We start from the raw sequence: 18,363 nt of genomic DNA on the forward strand, positions 1-18,363 counted from the left end.
CCTATACCTCCTCTTTATTGGCGAGTAAGTTGTCAATTCGAATCGGAGCGCCCCTTTTGGCCGACTTCCACACCGCTTCCCCGACAGCGACCGAGAGCGCGCCTGCTTCGGCCCCGGCGAGGACGTCGAATGGCCGCGTAGGATCTTCGCCTAAAAACAAGTCTTCTTGGATCACCGGGTCGCCGCCGCCATGGCCGCCCTCTTTTTGGACGACGTGAATCGTTTCTTTCGCTCCGAATAGCGGAAACAAGTCAATCGTTTGTTCTGGCACAGGGAATGGCGTCCGCGACGGCGCATGGTATTCCTGCGTCTCAATTCGCCCGTTTGTGCCATTGATCGCCAGGCGGTAGCCTTCATACGGAAGCGAGAAGTTGATCGAATAACTGAGCAATGCACCGCCATCGTAGCGGACATTAGCGACATACGTATCTTCAATTTCAATTTCTTCGTCAAACACACAGGCGTCGGGACGATAGCCTGTGTACGCGCCAAGGTCCTGCCCTGCCATTAAATGGTCGTCTTTTATTTGCTTCGATTGGCTGCGGCCAAACCAGCGCCTGTAATACGAACAATTTTGCTGATCGCTGCACGTCCCGCAATGGCGGCCATTTTCCCGCCGTGGGTTTAATTCGCTGTTTGCCCCGTAATAGTGCAGGTCGCCAAAGGCAAACACTTCTTGGGGGCGCTGGCTAATCCACCAATTAACGAGGTCAAAGTGGTGCGTCGACTTATGGACAGACAAACCGCCAGAAAAAGCACGGTTTCGGTTCCAGCGTTTAAAGTAACTCGATCCGTGGTACGTATCGATATACCAATTTAAGTCAATCGACGTTATACGGCCAATTCGCCCTGATTGGATTAATTCCTTAATTTTGATGTGGTACGGGTTGTAACGATAGTTAAACGCGACAGTGACCTTTCCTTTGCTCGCCTTTTCCGCTTCGAGGACACGCCTCGCATCTTCGCTTGTTGTCACCATCGGCTTCTCGCTAATCACGTTGAGCCCTAACGCCAAGCCGCGTAAAATGTAATCCACATGTGTATCGTCGCGGCTTGCGACAACGGCCATCGTCGCGTTCGTTTCTTTGACCATTTGTTCAAATTGGTCGGGCCGGTAAAACGTGGCATTGGCAAGTGTAGGATACGTTTGCAAACAAACCTCATACCGTTTCGGGTCAATATCAAGCAAAGCAACAATCTCATTGTCTTGGTGAAAACGAGCAATAAGCGGTTCTACAAACATCTTAAGCGCCCTGTTGCTCAGGCCGCAAATCACGACTCTTTCCATTTGACACTCCTTCTGGCTCCTTTTCTAATGAAGCCTTTTGCTGAGAAAGCTGTAACCGTTTCATCGAGCGGAAAATCCGCTCGGCTACCCAAGAAATCACATAAACGACACTTGCTGCGCCAAAAAACAAAATCAAACCTGGCATCGACATAAACAAAAATTGCAGGCCGTACAAGGAGGCGCCTAACAAAATCAAATGCAAAGGATGGCCGCAACTAATGAGCAATGCAGCGCGGACACGGTTCAAGCCTTTTAAATCAAAACCGACATACGTAGGGAAATAGAGCAGCAGCATGCTGCCGTACAGCACCGACACAATCAGCAATAAGCCGCGAACGACCATCATCGCGAGCCCAGGGCCAGCAAACAGCGTAAAATTCCAGTACAGGAGAAAACCGACAAGAAACAAAGCAAGCGCTGCGCCGTTGGCGCGCCAAAATTCCTGTTTGTACGTTTGCCAAAACGTTTTGAACACAGGCACCTCTTCCCATTTGCCGTTCACCCATCCCCGGGTGACGGCAAACAAAGCGACCGTCGCTGGAGCTGCGCCGAACAAGCCAAGCCCGAGCACCGTAAAACCGAGCCAGAGAGCGTTTCCATAAGCCAGTTTGGAAATAAATACAGATACACGGTAAAAGCTACCCCAAATTCCCGTTAACTCCACGTTGTTCTCCCTCCTGCCATTTTTCGACTTGCTTTTTTGCCTCTGCTTGCTTATCGCTATAAACAGGCAGGACAAGGACGGCTTCATGGTCGAGGGCGAAGCTTGTGGCAAGCACGCTGTCAATAGACACTGCGACTGTCGTCTCTTCTCCCTTTAATTGGACAGGAACGCCGTCCATTCCTTCTAATGAAACGAGCCCTTCTGGATCGATTGCCTCTGTTAGGCTGCCATCCACAAGCAAAATGTCAGCTTCGTGGCCTGCCAACTCAACGACAAGCCGTTCTAATACGGTTGGAAACACCGTCAGCCTTGCTTCGTCTTCATTGACGAGTTTAAGCAACTGGTCTTGCTGTTGATAGAGCTCGTCAGAGAAGGCCATCACATGGAGGCGGTCATCGTCTCCTTGTTTGCCGCATCCTGCTAACGCGATCAAAACGATGACAGCAAAGCAAACAAACCGCCGGTTCATCGGTGCTTGCGTCCTTTCTCGATTTCCGTACAAGCGAGTGCAAAGGCGCCGACGCCATGCAAGTCATTGGCGCTCGTCGGCCGGCTAATGTAATCGTCGTAACGGCCGATTGACGTACCGATGCAAATCATTTTTAAAACGAGCGCGCCGTCCTCTTCTATGTCAACCGCATAGTCCAACAAGCCTGAAAGCCCTTTTTCAGCATGGAAGAACGCGTCTTCGCCAAGCAACCCTAGGCGGTAGCCTTTTGCCAAAGCATAGACAAACAGGCTCGTGCAGGAGCTTTCTAGCCAGTTATCAGGCTGGTTGCCTTTGTCGACGACTTGATACCAGAGCCCTGTTTGTTCGTCTTGGTAAGTGAGGAGGCGGGCCATTAAAGACTGGAACGCGCTTTCTAACACAGGGCGTTTCATATGATTCTCGCCAAGCAAGTCAATTAAGTCGGCAAGCGCCATTGCATACCAGCCAAGAGCACGGCCCCAAACTTCCTCTGTCTTGCCTGTTTCTTTGTCGCAGACAGCTACTTGTTTGCTTGCGTCCCAAGCATGGACATACAGGCCTGTCGCTTCGTCTTTCGTATGGTTGCGCATCAGCTCTTCTTGCCTCAGGACAAGATCAATCAATTCAGGCTCATTAAATTGTTGCCCGTATTGGACTGCAAATGGGCCAGCCATATAAAGGCCGTCGAGCCACATTTGGTTCGGGTATTTATCCTTATGCCAAAAGCCGCCAAAGCGATTGCGGTTTAACGTATGGAGCAAGCCTCTGAGTTTGCGGGCCGCTTCTTGGTAGCGATACTCACCTGTACGCCTAAACAGCGGCAAAAGCAAAAGTCCAGCTTGAATCGCGTCTAACTCATCACGGCGAAACAGGAAGTTGCCGTCTTCATCAATTAAGGCATCGACGTAGTCTTTCACGTACTGAAAGTAGGCTTCGTTGTGATCCATTTCCCAAATCCGGTGCACGCCGCATAAAAACACGCCTTGATGGTAGTGCCAGCGGTTGGCTGGCGGCATTTCAACCGGCTCGTACTTGCTCATAATCGCCTCACACGCCTTTTTTCCCCACTCTAACGGCTGTTGGCTCCGTACTTTCGCGAATGATGTCATGTCGATTCCCCCTTGTATTCAAACCAATCAAATGCGGCTGTCGTTGTGCTGTTTTGTCCGTTGCTTGTCCCAAACATGCCAATATAGGTGCCGACAAAGCCCCCTGCTCGATCTGTGCTCAATAGCCTGCCATCTTGCTTATTAGCGACCATGCGCCACTTGCCACCTGGCACACGGTATGAAAACGACAGTTCTTGCAAATCGGCGGCAACTTGCCATTCAATCGCCGTTGCCGGAATCGGCCCCGTGCTTTTACCTACCAACGTTTCCACGCCATCTTCCATTTTTACGAGCCGTATAAACAACTGCCCACTATGTATAAGTTCAAAGCGGTAATGGTTTTTCTGGCTGTAAAATAAAGCAAGTCCAGCAGCCTCGCCGCTTTGCTGGGGATCAAATTCCATTAAGGCGCGGACAGTAAACGATCGATGTTGCTGACGGCGCCCGATAAAACTCGGATTTGCTTTATCAGAAAGCGTTTCCGGGCGCACGTTTAACTGTAAATACCCTTTCCTCGCTTCAAGGGAATAAAACGGCGTCCGCGGCGTGCGGATCATATTCCATTGAAAGCCTAGCTTATGAGCGTTAAAATCATCCCGTACCGGCACGGCATCCACCTTTTGCCGGGGCAAAGACGGGCCTGGCATCTCGACTTCGATTTTCCCTGTTTCAGGACAAACAACAGGCCAATCGTCCTCCCAGCGCATAGGCGCTAAAAACGTCTCACGCCCCATATTGCGGTACATGCCTCCATATGGACGGGAGCCTAAACAGACGAGCCACCATTCATCGTCTTGTGTTTGGACGATATCGGCGTGGCCTACATTCGTAATCGGGTAGTCCTGGCCGAGATGGCGGTGCGTCAGCACGGGGTTGCGCCGATTCGCCTCATAAGGGCCGGCAATCTCCCGGCTTCGCGCAACTGTCACCGCATGGGTGAATCCAGTTCCCCCTTCGGCAATAAACAAGTAATAGTAATCGCCTTTTTTATAAAGATGGGGTGCTTCCTGGGCATGGGCTATTTTTAGCGCACCATCCCAAATCCCAGTCGGTTCGCCAAGCAGGCGGCCTGTAATGGGATCGATTTCCTGGAGCCAAATTTCCATATGCTTGGCGTGCGTTTGCCCTGTAGGGGAAACACGATTGCCTGTGTAATAGACGCGGCCATCATCATCAAAAAACAACGATGGGTCAATCCCAGGCGCCCCCTTTATCCAGATTGGGTCTGACCAAGGCCCAGCCGGGTCTGTTGCGGTTACAAAGAAATTGCGTCTTGCGCCGTGTTGGCTTTCCACAAACGTGGTAATCATATAAAACAAGCCGTTATCGTAACGGATTGTCGGCGCATAAATGCCCCGTGAATTCGGGGTGCCATCAAGATTGAGCTGCTCTGGACGATCTAACACATGGCCAATCTGCTTCCAATTGACAAGATCTTTTGAATGAAAAATCGGCACGCCAGGGAAATATTCAAATGTAGACGTGACTAAATAATAGTCTTCGTTTACCCTGCAAATCGACGGGTCAGGATAAAACCCTGGAATGATCGGATTGTTAAACGGTTCCACGTTGTTGTTGCTCCTTTCCCAATTCGTTCAAAAGCCATGGGATTGCTTTTGTTCCGTTCACTTGATGGCCTCCGGCAAAAAAATGCGCTTCTCCCCATTTGCTTTCATGCAATGCGTGCTTTACCGATTCAGACGGGAAAAGATGATCGTCGCTGCCGCTTTCAATAAACAGCGCCCTAGGCTTAACCAGTTCAAGCAATTGCGGCGTTTCGCCAATCGCAAGCAAGCCAGGAATGTAGTTGTCTAGGCAATGGCGTGAAGCTAAAATGCTGTCGCGCATCAGACTCGCGAAACCGCTTAGTACAGTTGCTTTGATCCGCTCATCTGTGGCTGCCAACAACAACCCAATTAAGGCCCCGCCTGAAAAACCGATACAGCCAACGTTGCCACGGCGCGTTTCGCCTATCCAATCAAGCAAACGGGCGCATTCAAACACGCGCAGACCAGCAAGTGTTTTGCCGTAAAGAAGCAAGTGGGAGGCAAGGGAAAAACAACTGTTCTGCTCTGATTGGTCTTGCTTCCGTTTACGGGCGCCAAAGCCGGCAAGCTCAGGCAACACAACGACGGCCCCTTGCTCAACAAGCTTTAAGGCAAAGGCGTTATGGCTCGAATCTTCCTGCAATGCTTCTTCTGCGCCTGCGCCATGGCCATGCAATGCGAGTACAACCGCCTCCTTGTTGCCGCCAACAGGCTCGAATAAACGGAACGGCAGTTTTAGTTCTGCCGTTGTTGGAAGCACGTAAGCGCTCTCCGTAAACGAAGGGTGTTGCCGCTTATAAAGGCATGTCGCCTCAAGCATCGTCGCTTTCGGAAAATCGCCCATCGCTTCGCGCAATGCTGCCAATCGCTCGTCTTTACAAGTGATAGTGCCAACCTCTTGCCGGTAGAGCCCTTGCAAAAAATCATCGATTTCTGCCATTGGCTTACCCTTTCATTGAGCCAATTAAGGCGCCCTTGGCAAAATATTTTTGCAAGAATGGGTAAACGAGCAAAACAGGGATCGTTGCGACAACGATCACCGCCATTTTGACGCTAATTTCCGGTGGCGGAACGCTTGTATATTCAGAGCCATCGTAGTTCAACCCAGTTGCTAAGACGACAATTTGCCGCAATAACACTTGCACAGGCCACTTATCAGGATCATTTATATAAAGAATCGCGTGCATATAGGTGTTCCAGTAGGTGACAGCATAAAACAAGGAAATTGTTGCGATGGCCGGCAACGAGCACGGGATGACAATGCGAAACAGCACGCCGAAATCGCTACACCCATCAATTTTTGCCGATTCCTCTAGCCCGCTCGGCAAATTCATAAAAAAGCTCCGCAAAATAATCATGTTAAACGCGTTAATCGTCACAGGCACGATCAGAGCAAGCAATGAATCAATCAGCCCTGTTTGCTGGACAACGAGAAATGTCGGAATCATGCCGCCGTTGAACAGCATCGTAAAGACGATGAAAAACATGAGAAAACGCCGGCCGACTAAATCTCTCCGCGACAAGCCATAGGCGGTTAAAACGGACAACAGCATGCTCCACAACGTACCGCCTAACGTGACGCCGATGGAAACGCCCATGGAGCGCAGAAGCGTGTCTGTTGAAAAAATATAGCGATAGGCGTCTAAACTAAATTGTGTCGGGAACAGCAAAAAGCTGCGTTGGGCAATTTCAGCGCCTGTCGCAAACGAGCTGCCGATGACATGGATAAACGGCAAAATGCAAAGCAAGGCAATGATGCCTAGAATAATGATATTGGTCGCATTAAAAATGCGGCTTGATAACGATTTATCGCCAACCATAAAACAAACGCCCCCTTTCCTAGTAAATTCCTTCTTCTCCGTATCTCTTCGCCAGCCAGTTGGCCATCACGACAAGAATTAAGCCAACAACCCCTTTAAAAAAGCCAACGGCGGTACTGTAGCTAAATTGGCCTTGCCTCAATCCGGCTGTATAAACATAAGTGTCGAAAATTTCCGCCACTTCGCGGTTGGACGCATTTAATAGCAAATAGACATGTTCAAATCCTAATTCAAGCACATCGCCGATTTTCAAAATAAGCAAGACGATGATGACACTGCGGATCGCTGGCAGCGTAATATGCCACATTTGCCGGAAACGGTTGGCGCCATCCATTTTTGCCGCCTCGTATAACTGGGGATCGACTGCGGCAATTGCTGCTAAGAAAATGATTGTGCCCCAGCCAGCCTCGCGCCAAATAATTTGCAAAATGTACATTGGCCGAAACCATTCAGGGTTGAGCAAGAAATTGATTTGGTCAAACTGGAGCGCTCGCAAAATGTTGTTCACAATCCCGCCATCAAGCGTCAGCATGACATAGCTGATTGAAACGATGACGACCCACGACATAAAATGGGGAATGTAAATCATCGTCTGAATGCTGCGTTGGTACGCGCGGCTCCGCAATTCATTGAGCATGAGCGCCAGTATAATTGGCACTGGAAACGAAATACACACTTGCAACGCAAAGAGAACGAGCGTATTTTTAAAGATCATCCAAAAGTCGGGATCGGCAAACAGCCGGCGGAAATGGTCCAATCCGACCCACTCGCTTCCAGTGATGCCGAGATACGGTTTATAATCTTGAAACGCAATGATTAATCCATACATGGGAATATATTTATAGACAAAAAAATAGAGAAGACCCGGTGCAATCATTAAGTAAATCCATTTGTTCTTTTTGATTTTGCGCCATAGTTCCTGGCGCCTTTCTGCTTTTGTCCGGGTCCATTTTTTATTTGCCATTATCGGGCTGTCCATGGCACACCTCTTTCATTGAATATAAAGGGAGGCAAGCCTCCGCCGGATTAATCGGGCGGAAGCTTGCCAGCCCTTTCAGTCTGGATGATTGCTGCTTATTGCTGGTTGTATGACTCGTTGTACTCGCTGATCATGTCATCGCCGCCTTGGCTTCTCCACGTTTCAACTGCTTGCTCAAAGCCAGCGAGGTCGGTTTGTCCAAGGATATACTGGTACGTTGCATCGTTAATAATTTGCTGCAAACGTTCGCCATGTGTTTGCGCCGTTGGCGAATGAAGCGTCGTTGTCGGGTCGTGAACCAAATAAGACTCGTTATCAATTTCGAGTTCATCGGCCTTTAATTTGACTGGATAATGGCTTTGCCCTAAGTAGCGGCCATTTGTTTCAGCTTCGCCGATTTCAATCGATTGGTACGGTTTGACTTCGCGCTCCGTCCGTTGCGTATCTTCAATCGCAACGGCTTTGCCGTCTTCAATAGTGTAGTGCTCGTCTTCGATGCCCCAGTAAATTAAGTTTGCGTTCTCCGGCTCCATGAGCTGGTCATAGAAAGATAGAATGCTTTTTAACTCTTCTTCCGTTTGTACGGCTGATTTCGGGAATATCACCAAATTGCCGTAACCAGGAATCGCCCAAATGTTGTATTCGCCATCTGGCCCTTCGACATAGTTATGGACATCAAATTCTAAATCAGGATTGATTTGCGACGCTTCTGAATACAGCGTCAATACGTCGCCCATCGAGCCTACATAGATGCCCGCTGTTCCATTTTTTAAGAGCGCTTGTTGGTCTGGCTTGCTTGTAACTGGAAAGTCTTTGTTCATGTATCCGTTTTCATGAAGTTCTTTAAAAAAGTCTAACGTATCGATATACTCATCAAACATAAATTCTGGCAAAAGCTCGCCGTCTTTTTCGCCCCATCCATTTGGCGTCCCATGCCACGACGCGACTGTTTTAAAGGCCCCATAAACGAGGTCGTTCCGGTCTGTTAAGCCAATCGTGTCGTCGCGGCCGTTTCCATCAGGGTCGTCTTCTGTAAAAGCGCGCGCCATTTCTGCGAACTCTTCAATCGTTGTTGGCGCCTCTAGCCCAAGGTTGTCAGCCCAGTCTTTGCGATAGATGATGCCTGAACGCGCTAACGGACGGCCTTGGTAGAGCGCATATACTTTTCCATCAACCATTGTATTTTCCACGACTTCCGGCTTTAGTTTTTTCAAGTTCTCGTATTCATCTAAATAAGGGCCAATTTCCCAAAATTGTCCATCGCGGATCGCATCTTTAAACTGGTCATAGGTTGTTTGGTTTTTCATATAAACAGCTTGGGGCAACGTCCCTGTCGCAAACGCGGTATTTAACCGTTCTTCATAATTGCTGTCTGGCACCCATTGAATGTCGAGCTCTGTGTTTGTCGCCTCTTCCAATAAATGTTGGACTTCTTTTTCTGGCACTTCTGCTGTATGCAAATTAGCCATAATTGTAAATTTAAACGGGCCTTCTTCAGCAGAAGGCTTTTCTCCTTCAGAGGAAGCGCTTTCATTTTCGGCACCGCATCCTGCGATTGCTACTAAACTAACGCCAACGCTAAATGCTGCACACATTTGTTTCCAACTTGCCATTTGTAAACCCCCACCTTTTTGTTCATTTTTTCTCCGCTTCCCACCTGCTTGTTTTTTGGCTGCAGCCTTTTTTCTCTGCTTCCCATATTAGCGAGGCGCCGCATTTTTTTGAATAATCATTTGCCCATAATCCCAGCAGCAATCGGCGATTTGCGCCTCACCTAACAAAATGATTACTGCCGTTATGGGCCTGTTTTTTGCGTTTATACCGTCATTTTAATTGTTTTTGTTGCCTGTATTGGCCTGGCGTCATTCCAGTCATTTTTTTGAACGAGCGGATAAAGTTTTGCGAGTTGTTGTAACCAAGCTTTTCGGCAATCGTTTTGACTGGTTCTGATGTCTTCGCCAACCATTCCTTTGCTTTTTTCAAGCGATATTGGGCCAAATATTCACTAAACGTCATTGCCGTGCCTTCCTTAAAGACGCTGCTCAAGTAATTGGCATTGTAATGCAAGTCAGCTGCGCATTGTTCAAGCGTTACCGCTTGGTGGTAATGCTGGTGGATATAGTCGATCATTTTTTCTGACAAGTGTTGGAACTGAGATTCGCTCACTTGTTTGAAGGCTGATAACAATGGGTCAATCAGGCGACTGACAAACCAGTTTTTCATTTGTTCTTGGCTACGGACCTTTAAGCACTCTTGATAAAGGGTGCCTTCTGGCAAGAGCACGCCTTGATCGTGGCGCAATCCGCTTTCTTGGTATAGTTGCAGCATTCGGTTGAGCAACCGCATAAAGGAAACGCGGACTTCACCGAGATGATGGGCTCCTTCGCTAACCTCTGCCAGCAAGTGGTTAAACAAGTCATAAGCTTGTTTTTCATCGGCAAGACGGAGCGCTAGCAACAATTCTTCTTCCAAGTGTTCAGGGTACTGGAACATACTCGACTTTTCTTTCGCTTGGATGCTTTCATAATTAATAATGACGTTATCGACAAATTTAAGCCGATGGGTGAGTGCTTCTTTTGCTTCTTTAAAGGCGGTGCTCGTCTGGGCCATGTCTGTAAATGGGGCGCTAATGCCAATGCTGACATCGGTCTCTAAGTAATGATGCATAAATGATTTAAGCCGTTCGCTCCATTGGTAAATGACTGACTTCCCTTGTTCTTGGCTATCTGTTTCTAAGCCAATAAACAGGACAAGCAACTGGTCGACCCACACAGCGGGAAGACGGTATTCTTCGGGAATGGTGTCTTCAGCGACATTGAGCATCGCAAACGTAAGCAAATCCATTTCCTGTTGGTCTTCTTCTTTTTGAGGATGCTCGTAATGGACAACGAGCAAACTATAGGAATTCCACTTTGCCATTCGGCTGTCGAGCCCATAAAGTTTGAGCCGTTCTTGCCTTTCTGCTTCCGAGAAATGGCCTTGGTACAAACGCATTAAAAATAGCGTCATCGACTGTTTCGCATGGATGCTTAGTTCTTGTTCCAGCATCGACTTTGATGAGAAAAGCTCTTGCAGCGTATCTTCAATGACTTGGAACTCCGTCCGTCTTTTTCCAGTTGGCATGCCGTTCTCCTTTTGCGTAACTGCGGCAACAAGCTTTTGCACAGGCAAATACAATTTGCGTGAGAACAGCCATACAACGAGTGCTGACAGCAAAATGATCGCAAGCACAACGTAAAACGTAAACCAGCCAATGCTTTTTGTTTCAGCCATTAATTCGTCCATTGGTGTAACCGAGACATATTTCCAACCAGCAAATGTAGAAGATGAATAGGTAATAGCAAATGGCTCTTGATCTCGGTCAACCGTAAACTGGCCAGCTGCCTCCGTTGTCCACACTGGTTCTGAAAAGCCTAATTCAGCTAATGTTTTTCCGACTGCCTCCTCATCAGAGTGGACAATGATACGGTTATGTTCATCTAAAATCATCAACTCATCGTCCACTTCATCTCCGCCGATCATTTCTTGGATCGTGCACATCGGAATATTGGCAAAGACAAGCCCAAATTTCTCACTAGCACGCGCTGGCAATTTTTTTATAAGACTGAGACTATACGGACAATTCCGCCGTATGATCGGCTCTGTAAAAGAATCATTGGCTATCAATTTCCACGTCGTATCATACGGCAAATCAAAAAAAGTCATATAGCGTTCATAGTCTACGTGGCTGTCCAGGCGCCGAATGCCCTGATTGGTGGCAAGCCAATTCTGGTCTTTGTTTAACACAATCGTTTCCTCTACTTTTGTATCAAATGATTGCAGTTTGCTAAGCTCCGTCCGCAAATCTCGATAAACGAGAAAATCCTCGCCATCCAAAGGCGTGCGAATGGCCGCTTCCATCGTCGGCGACTCAATCGTATTATTTAAAGAATGGTGGACGGTTGTCAGCACCGTTTCAATATTTGCCTGGACTTGCCTCATCAATTGCAATTTTTCATTTTCAACCCTTTGTTCGGCCTGGTTCGTTGACTGGATATAAGCAAACACGCCAACGACAATAACCGGTATGGTGCTTAGCAGGCCACCATATAGCAGCAATTTCATCCACATGCTACGCTGCAATCAAAACACCCCTTTTTCGCATATATGAAAGCGCTTAAATTTCTGGTAAAGTGAAAGATACCGAGCAGGTCTCCCTTAAAGAAAGGAGTTTGATTATGGACCGATTGGCCATTTCCGTCCGAAGCCGCTCTATTTATGTACATTACAACTGCAAGATAAAACCGCCGTTTGATATGAACCATTACCATCTCCATAACGATTTTGAGTTTCATTGGCTGGAAGAAGGCGAGCGTCTGTTCATGTCCAAAAACGGCTCGATCTTGTTAAAGAAGCACACACTATTAATTATTTCACCCCACTTCATCCATAGAATGAAAGCCGCTCCTGTACCTGAACATGCCCGTTATGTCGTTAATTTCCAACCAGCGATTCTCTCAAACGATTTAAAAAAACTGGCTAAACCGCTGCTGTCCCCTGCTTTTACCGTTTTGCAAATTCCGCAAAAGCGGGCAGATGGGTTTAATCAGCTTTTTATGCAGCTTCTTAAAGAGTACAACAGTCCTGCTACGAAGGAAAGCCTTCTTTATCAGCAATCGCTGCTGTCACAGCTGTTAATTGAAAGCAAGCGGGCGCTTGATTTTACGCTGCACATGGAGCAACAGCCGTTGCCAGCCCTTTCCGAACAAACACGCGTGGCATCACAGCTAATTCAGCACATTGAACGGCATTATCAGGAGCGGTTGGACCTTAATCGGCTTGCCTCTCATGTCCACTTAAGCCCTTCATACGTAAGTCGGCTATTCAAACATGTTACAGGCACTCGTTTAAGCGAGTACATTCAAAAAGTCCGCATTGCAGAGGCTTGCAAACTGTTGGGAGAGTCGAGTTTGCCTGTTAAAGTCGTCTGCCAGAGAGTCGGCTTTGCCAGCCTCGAACATTTTCATCGCGTCTTTAAACGTATAATGGCGGTGTCGCCGATTCAATACCGTCATTCCTATTTGCACAAAAATAGGCAACCTTTAGGTGGCAAATAAACAAAATTAGTCAATTTTTCTTTGTTATGCTAAAGGCAACTTATCTAAAGGAGGATGGTCATTTTTGAAAGCGCTTAAACGAATGTCTAAACTTGCTATTTCCGGATTATGTGCTGGCTTTTTCGTTATGCTGGCGTCCACGACTGCCGCCGCAGAAGAAGCAACGGTTTCCAACGAAACGATCATTAAACAAGCCAACCATCTGTTGACTTGGCAAATGGACCATGGCGGCTGGTCGAAAGACATGCCGCAAATGTATACGCGAGACTGGAACGGCAGGGAAGCAAAATCGGTTTGGACTTCAAATGGACAAGAACTTGGAACGATTGACAATGATGCCACCGTCGATGAAATTCGCGTTGTTGCCGAAGCGTACCAACTGACAAAAGACGAACGCTTTAAAGCAAGCGTCCACAACGGCATTGATTTCCTTTATAAACTCCAATATCCGAGCGGCGGCTTTCGCCAAGTGTATCCACAACGGGGCAGCGACCCGTCCAGTTCCGTCTGGTACTCCAATTATGTCACTTTTAACGACCATGCGATGGTCAACGTCCTCCGCTTGCTTGAAGACGCCCGCCAAGGAAAAGCGCCATTTGGAGGCGACTTATTCAACGATTCACAGCGTCGGGAAATGGCCGCTTCAATTGAGGGCGGATTGGATTATATTTTACGAGCCCAAATCGTCGCAAACGGCAAAAAAACCGCCTGGGGCCAACAACATGACCCTGTGACGCTGCAACCGCAGCAAGGACGTGCTTATGAGCATCCTTCGATTGCAACAGATGAATCGGTAGGCATTGTCCAATGGTTGGAAGAACAGCCAAACCAATCAGCTGCTGTCCGGGAAGCGGTCGCTGCGGCACGGGCGTGGATGGATGAAGCACGTGTCGCTGATACACGCTACGAACGCCGCGTCGAGCCCCATTTTTTCCATGAGCCTGGGGCAGAGACATGGTATCGTTTTTATCAAATCGGCACCAACCGCCCGATTTTTTCAGGGCGTGACGGCGTCATCCACCATGACATTATGAACGTTGAACAAGAACGACGTTATGGCTATGCTTGGGCTGGGAATTGGCCGCAAAAGCTTCGTTAATGAGTCGTTCATAAACGGTAAACATTGATTTTTAGGTTTGTCGACAAAAAAGGCGCCTGTCAGCCGAAACGAGGAACCTAGTAAAGATGCAAATAGAACGTCGGCTCATAAGCAACCGCGTATGAAACGATCGTTTCAGAGCACCTGAACGGGGGAACATCGAAGGATGCAAGCGTTTGTCTACAGTCTAGGACTTCCACAATGTTGGAAGTCCTTTACGTATCTATCCCCTTACACTCTCCCGACAGTTGAAGAAAAATGTTTCCACCAAAAAAGCGACCTTCCGATTGAAGAATCGCTTCTTAGCCAAACGTATATTCTTCTTTCCGCGCTTCCACAAATTCAGCTTTTGTTAATCCAAATAGTATTAAATCTAGATATTGTCCGTTTATGTATACAACTTGTCGACGGACCCCCTCTTGAACGCAGCCAAGCTTTTCCATCATTTTAATAGAACCTTCATTTCCTTCAAGAACACAATCATTGAATTTGTGAAGTCTTCGTTCAAGAAAAGCATACTTTAAAAGAATGTTCATGGCGCTTGTACCGTATCCCTTTCCCCGGTACTGTTTATCAATGATGATCCCAATACTAAATGTGCCATTTCTCTCGTCGATACTGTTTAAATTAATACCGCCTATATTCTTGCCTTCTTCATTTTCGATCGTAAACATGATTCTACCATTTGTTGAAGCAAAATTTGCATGTTCCTCCGCAAACGTTTTCGAACCTGAAATAGTAGGAGGCAACTCAATCGCACATGCCAAAAAACGACGAGCAGGCGTATCAAACTTACTAAGATAGTCTCCTTGCCAATCTTCAGGTTGCATCGCACGCAATCTAACGTTATCGTCTTGCCAAAAATAATTGCTATCATCTACTTTTTGTAAAATATCTTCCATATTCATAACCCCTTCATTCTATCTATCTGTTTCCTACTATCTTATCATTCGTCGTCTGTCATGCTATTCCTTTTAAAAAAAGCTGCCCAAATAGACACGCGGCCTTTTTGGACAACCCTAGTTCCTTCTCTATTTCCCTTTGCTCGCTTTTCCGCCAAACCCTAGCTCCTGATAGGCGTTTAATGTGCTCCACGGTTTATGGCGATTGTCAGAAACGCCATAATACGTCCCGTAGTTTTTGTCTGTTTCAATCGACGCTTGAACGAGCGCCACTAAGTCTTCATCGGCAAGCAACGTCCGCTCAAGCCGATCATTCGGCTGTTTTCGTTTTTCGGCTGGTGGGACGGAGGCAATCCGCAAGTTGATGACAGAGAGCTTGCCTTCTTTGGCAAACAAATAACCTAGCTGTTCAGAGGCAAATTTCAGCACGCCATAAAGACTGTTCGTTTTCGGATAATCGTCAACGGTAATTTCCCGTGGCAATAAAGAGTAGCCGTCTTTTTCGTACCCATCCGTCACGTGGTTGCTGCTCGCAAACACGACCCGGCGAACGCCTTTTGTTTGCGCTGCCAATAACAGATAATAACTGGCATTGAAAAACAACGCCGTCATGTCGTCAAAATGCGCTTTGCTGTCAATGCCCTTTGCTGACTCGATCCGCAACAAATTGACAATCGTATCCGTGTCATCAGGAAGCTTTTCCAAAAGACCGTGAAAATCAACGGCATCCCCTTCAATAAAAGCCACATTGTCGTCTGGCTTTTGCACGTCCATGACGACGATTTCATACTTATGCTTTAGCCCTTCGGCAAGAATAGCGCCAATCGTTCCTGCTCCGCCCACTAAAACGATTTTTTTCACAACCGCGCCCTCCTTCTCATTCGGCAAACTCGTGCAAGCGCTTAGCGTGCCTCTCTATTGATTATTACCGTTTTCTGCTAACATGAACCATTGTTTTGAAAGGTATAGCATTTGCCTTTTTCCGCCTTAAACGCATAAAGCTTGCCTGCATCAATCGACATTCGTTCTCCATTTTCAGTCGTACTCATCCCATTCGGGAAGACGACGATGCATGCATTCTCACAACTGGCATAGACGGTACAAGCAAGAACGCTGCTGTTTTGCCATTCGAGGTCAATCGTAAAACCGCCTCGGCATCTGACTCCTGTGATAGCGCCCTGTTTCCAACGACGGGGAAGAGCCGGCAACAACCGGATAAACCCTTCATGGGACTGGACAAGCGTTTCAATCACTCCGGCCACAAAGCCAAAATTGCCATCAATTTGGAAAGGTGGGTGGGCGGAAAACAAATTCGGGTAGACGCCGCCGCTTTCATGCTGTTCATCGCCTTGGCGCACTAGTTGCATAAAACGGGAAATGAGCGCGTCTGTCCGTTCCCCGTCAAGAAATCGTGCCCATAAACAGAGCTTCCACGCCAAACTCCAGCCAGTCCCTCCGTCGCCCCGTTCCCTTAACGATTGTTTCGCTGCTTGGTAGCGTTTTTGTTGGTGGTTGCTGCTCCACTGGCTGCCTGGGTAGACGCCATACAAATGAGACAGATGGCGATGGTGAATGTCTTCTCCTGGAAAACCGTGCGTCCACTCTTGCAACGCTCCTTCAGCGCTTAACGGCGGCTTTTTCAACTGGTTTAAAGCGTCTTTCACCTCAGTTGCCAACTGCTGATCCCCGCCTACTAGCTCGTTTGCCGCTAAAAACATATGAAAGACATCTTCCAGTAAGGCAAGATCCATCACAGCGCCTTCGGAGACTGGATAAGGCTGGCCTTTATACAAAAAGCGATGCTCTGGCGAAGTCGACGGGCTCGTATAGACAGCACCGCTTTCATCTTGGACGAGCCAATCGAGGCAAAATAATACGGCGCCTTTCATGACTGGATAGGCGCGCTCCGTTAAATAGGCACGATCGGCTGAAAACAAATAATGCTCCCACAAATGGCGCGTGAGCCAAGGAGCGGCCATTGGCCAAAACGCCCAGACAGGATCGCCGTCGCCAAAACCGCCGACTGGCTCTGCTTGCCGCCAAATGTCACTATTATGGTGCGCTGTCCAGCCCCTACATTGGTAGTAATTTTTAGCAACGGCTTTTCCTTGCTCGGCCAGCTCCTCGATAAACGTTAAAAAAGGCTGATGGCATTCTGGCAAAGCGGCGGTTTCTGCCGGCCAATAGTTCATTTGTGCATTAATGTTTAACGTATAATTGCTGCTCCAAGGCGGTTGAATGTGTTCATTCCATATTCCTTGGAGATTGGCTGCCTCTGTCCCCTCCCTTGAGCTGGCGATGAGGAGATAACGGCCCATTTGAAAGAGCAGCTCAACGAGCTTACCATCGTTGGCGCCGTACTTGGCGAGGCGTTCGCTTGTGGAAAGCTTCTCTCGTTCCGTTCCGTTAAGGGTAAACGTCATCCGTTGAAAAAGGGATTGATAATCTTGTAAATGCTGGCTCTGCAACGCCTCATACGTGCTCGTAACCGTGTCGCTGAGGCGTTTGCGAATGAGCGTAATTGGCTCTTTGCCTTGGGCTGCCTGTGCTGATGCAAAACTAGTTTCCATATGAACGAGCACCGTTGCATAACGGGCATCCTCGACAACGAGTTTGTTGTTTTTAACCGCTGCGTTTCCGTCTGTTTCGAGCAATTGTATCGCACTAGCAAACCGGATCGCCGACGATGTTTCATAGCTTGTGTACCGAACCGGCTCTGAAGATGAGGCATAGTTGGGGTCCACATGTTCTGGGCACCAGCCTGCGAGTCCGACATGGTCCTGATCGGGCCATTCAACCGTACGCAATGGCGATGTGAGCCACGCCGAAAAAGAGAGCGGCAGCTCAGCAACGGCCTCTAAGTGCAAAATGATCGCCTCGTCAGGCTTACTAGCAAAAACGCTTCTTTTGTATAACCCGTCTTCCACCGTCACCGTTGCCGTTTCTAACTGAAGCGTCCGTTCATAGCCAGTGCTTGAATGCGAGCGCAAAGGAAACGAGATATGCAAATCGCCGAGTGGCAAATACGATTGCGTGTATGGGCCTTGCATGTCTTTTGCATATCGACTTGCCGCCTGAAAGTCTCTAGCGCCAATGGCTGCGCGCATGTTCGCTACCGTTCCTTTCACAGGCGCTTGGCTCCTGTTAGCAGGCGGCCCTGACCAAAGGCTGTCCATGTTTAAAGCGATTTTTTCGTGTTCAACACCGCCATAAACCATCGCCCCTAGCCGCCCATTTCCAATCGGATAGGCTTCGGTCCACGTCCGCGCTGGTTGCTGTTCGGTCAGTTGCATCTGTTCTTCCTCCTTCTGTATATCGATTAAAAAAAGAACCTGCTTGCCGCAGGTTCTCAGACTGTAGCCAAACGACGTCGTCTCAGCTGATGTGTTG

The 18,363-nt window shown here is 48.1% G+C and carries 15 protein-coding genes; 2 read left to right on the forward strand and 13 right to left on the reverse strand.

Annotation, left to right across the window (positions count from 1 at the left end; genetic code table 11):
• Nucleotide 1: 1 nt before the first annotated feature.
• From BC8716_RS00375 to BC8716_RS00420, 10 genes are all read right to left on the reverse strand, one after another.
• Nucleotides 2-1,288, reverse strand: a complete 1,287-nt coding sequence (locus BC8716_RS00375) for a Gfo/Idh/MocA family protein (protein ID WP_094423458.1) — start codon at nucleotides 1,286-1,288, stop codon at nucleotides 2-4.
• Nucleotides 1,245-1,952, reverse strand: a complete 708-nt coding sequence (locus BC8716_RS00380; RefSeq protein WP_094423459.1) for a YesL family protein — start codon at nucleotides 1,950-1,952, stop codon at nucleotides 1,245-1,247. Before BC8716_RS00380 ends, BC8716_RS00375 begins: the two co-directional genes overlap by 44 nt.
• A complete protein-coding gene (locus BC8716_RS00385) occupies nucleotides 1,927-2,421 on the reverse strand; it encodes a hypothetical protein (RefSeq protein ID WP_094423460.1) in 495 nt (164 codons plus the stop codon). Before BC8716_RS00385 ends, BC8716_RS00380 begins: the two co-directional genes overlap by 26 nt.
• Nucleotides 2,418-3,530: a glycoside hydrolase family 88/105 protein gene (locus BC8716_RS00390; protein ID WP_094423461.1), complete on the reverse strand. Its 1,113-nt coding sequence runs from the start codon at nucleotides 3,528-3,530 to the stop codon at nucleotides 2,418-2,420. Before BC8716_RS00390 ends, BC8716_RS00385 begins: the two co-directional genes overlap by 4 nt.
• Nucleotides 3,527-5,098 carry a glycoside hydrolase family 43 protein gene (locus BC8716_RS00395; RefSeq protein ID WP_094423462.1) on the reverse strand — a complete coding sequence of 524 codons (1,572 nt, stop codon included), beginning with the start codon at nucleotides 5,096-5,098 and terminating at the stop codon, nucleotides 3,527-3,529. The genes BC8716_RS00390 and BC8716_RS00395 overlap by 4 nt, the downstream gene beginning before the upstream one ends.
• Nucleotides 5,085-6,017 (reverse strand): dienelactone hydrolase family protein, encoded by a 933-nt coding sequence (locus BC8716_RS00400; RefSeq protein ID WP_094423463.1) that lies wholly within the window; start codon nucleotides 6,015-6,017, stop codon nucleotides 5,085-5,087. The genes BC8716_RS00395 and BC8716_RS00400 overlap by 14 nt, the downstream gene beginning before the upstream one ends.
• Nucleotides 6,018-6,021: 4 nt before the next feature.
• Nucleotides 6,022-6,897: a carbohydrate ABC transporter permease gene (locus BC8716_RS00405; protein WP_094423464.1), complete on the reverse strand. Its 876-nt coding sequence runs from the start codon at nucleotides 6,895-6,897 to the stop codon at nucleotides 6,022-6,024.
• Between the two features lie 19 nt (nucleotides 6,898-6,916).
• Nucleotides 6,917-7,876, reverse strand: coding sequence for an ABC transporter permease (locus BC8716_RS00410; protein WP_094423465.1), 960 nt, complete (start codon nucleotides 7,874-7,876; stop codon nucleotides 6,917-6,919).
• A gap of 95 nt (nucleotides 7,877-7,971) precedes the next feature.
• The gene (locus BC8716_RS00415; RefSeq protein ID WP_094423466.1) at nucleotides 7,972-9,489 is read right to left on the reverse strand and encodes an extracellular solute-binding protein; all 1,518 of its coding nucleotides are present in this window, start codon (nucleotides 9,487-9,489) and stop codon (nucleotides 7,972-7,974) included.
• Nucleotides 9,490-9,700: 211 nt separating this feature from the next.
• Nucleotides 9,701-11,998 carry a helix-turn-helix domain-containing protein gene (locus BC8716_RS00420; protein ID WP_094423467.1) on the reverse strand — a complete coding sequence of 766 codons (2,298 nt, stop codon included), beginning with the start codon at nucleotides 11,996-11,998 and terminating at the stop codon, nucleotides 9,701-9,703.
• A gap of 95 nt (nucleotides 11,999-12,093) precedes the next feature.
• Here BC8716_RS00420 and BC8716_RS00425 point away from each other — a divergent pair, with 95 nt between their 5' ends.
• The gene (locus BC8716_RS00425) at nucleotides 12,094-12,972 is read left to right on the forward strand and encodes an AraC family transcriptional regulator (protein WP_094423468.1); all 879 of its coding nucleotides are present in this window, start codon (nucleotides 12,094-12,096) and stop codon (nucleotides 12,970-12,972) included.
• Between the two features lie 64 nt (nucleotides 12,973-13,036).
• A complete protein-coding gene (gene pelA, locus BC8716_RS00430; protein ID WP_094423469.1) occupies nucleotides 13,037-14,071 on the forward strand; it encodes a pectate lyase in 1,035 nt (344 codons plus the stop codon).
• Between the two features lie 302 nt (nucleotides 14,072-14,373).
• Here pelA and BC8716_RS00435 read toward each other — a convergent pair whose 3' ends face one another.
• The 3 genes from BC8716_RS00435 to BC8716_RS00445 all read right to left on the reverse strand — a co-directional run bounded on the left by BC8716_RS00435 (nucleotide 14,374) and on the right by BC8716_RS00445 (nucleotide 18,266).
• Nucleotides 14,374-14,973 carry a GNAT family N-acetyltransferase gene (locus BC8716_RS00435; RefSeq protein WP_251179631.1) on the reverse strand — a complete coding sequence of 200 codons (600 nt, stop codon included), beginning with the start codon at nucleotides 14,971-14,973 and terminating at the stop codon, nucleotides 14,374-14,376.
• Between the two features lie 129 nt (nucleotides 14,974-15,102).
• Nucleotides 15,103-15,834: an NAD-dependent epimerase/dehydratase family protein gene (locus BC8716_RS00440; RefSeq protein WP_094423471.1), complete on the reverse strand. Its 732-nt coding sequence runs from the start codon at nucleotides 15,832-15,834 to the stop codon at nucleotides 15,103-15,105.
• A gap of 77 nt (nucleotides 15,835-15,911) precedes the next feature.
• Entirely contained in the window at nucleotides 15,912-18,266 is a 2,355-nt protein-coding gene (locus tag BC8716_RS00445) for a glycoside hydrolase family 95 protein (protein WP_094423472.1), read from the reverse strand.
• Nucleotides 18,267-18,363: the final 97 nt, after the last annotated feature.

Source organism: Shouchella clausii (genome assembly GCF_002250115.1).
GTDB lineage: Bacteria > Bacillota > Bacilli > Bacillales > Bacillaceae_D > Shouchella > Shouchella clausii.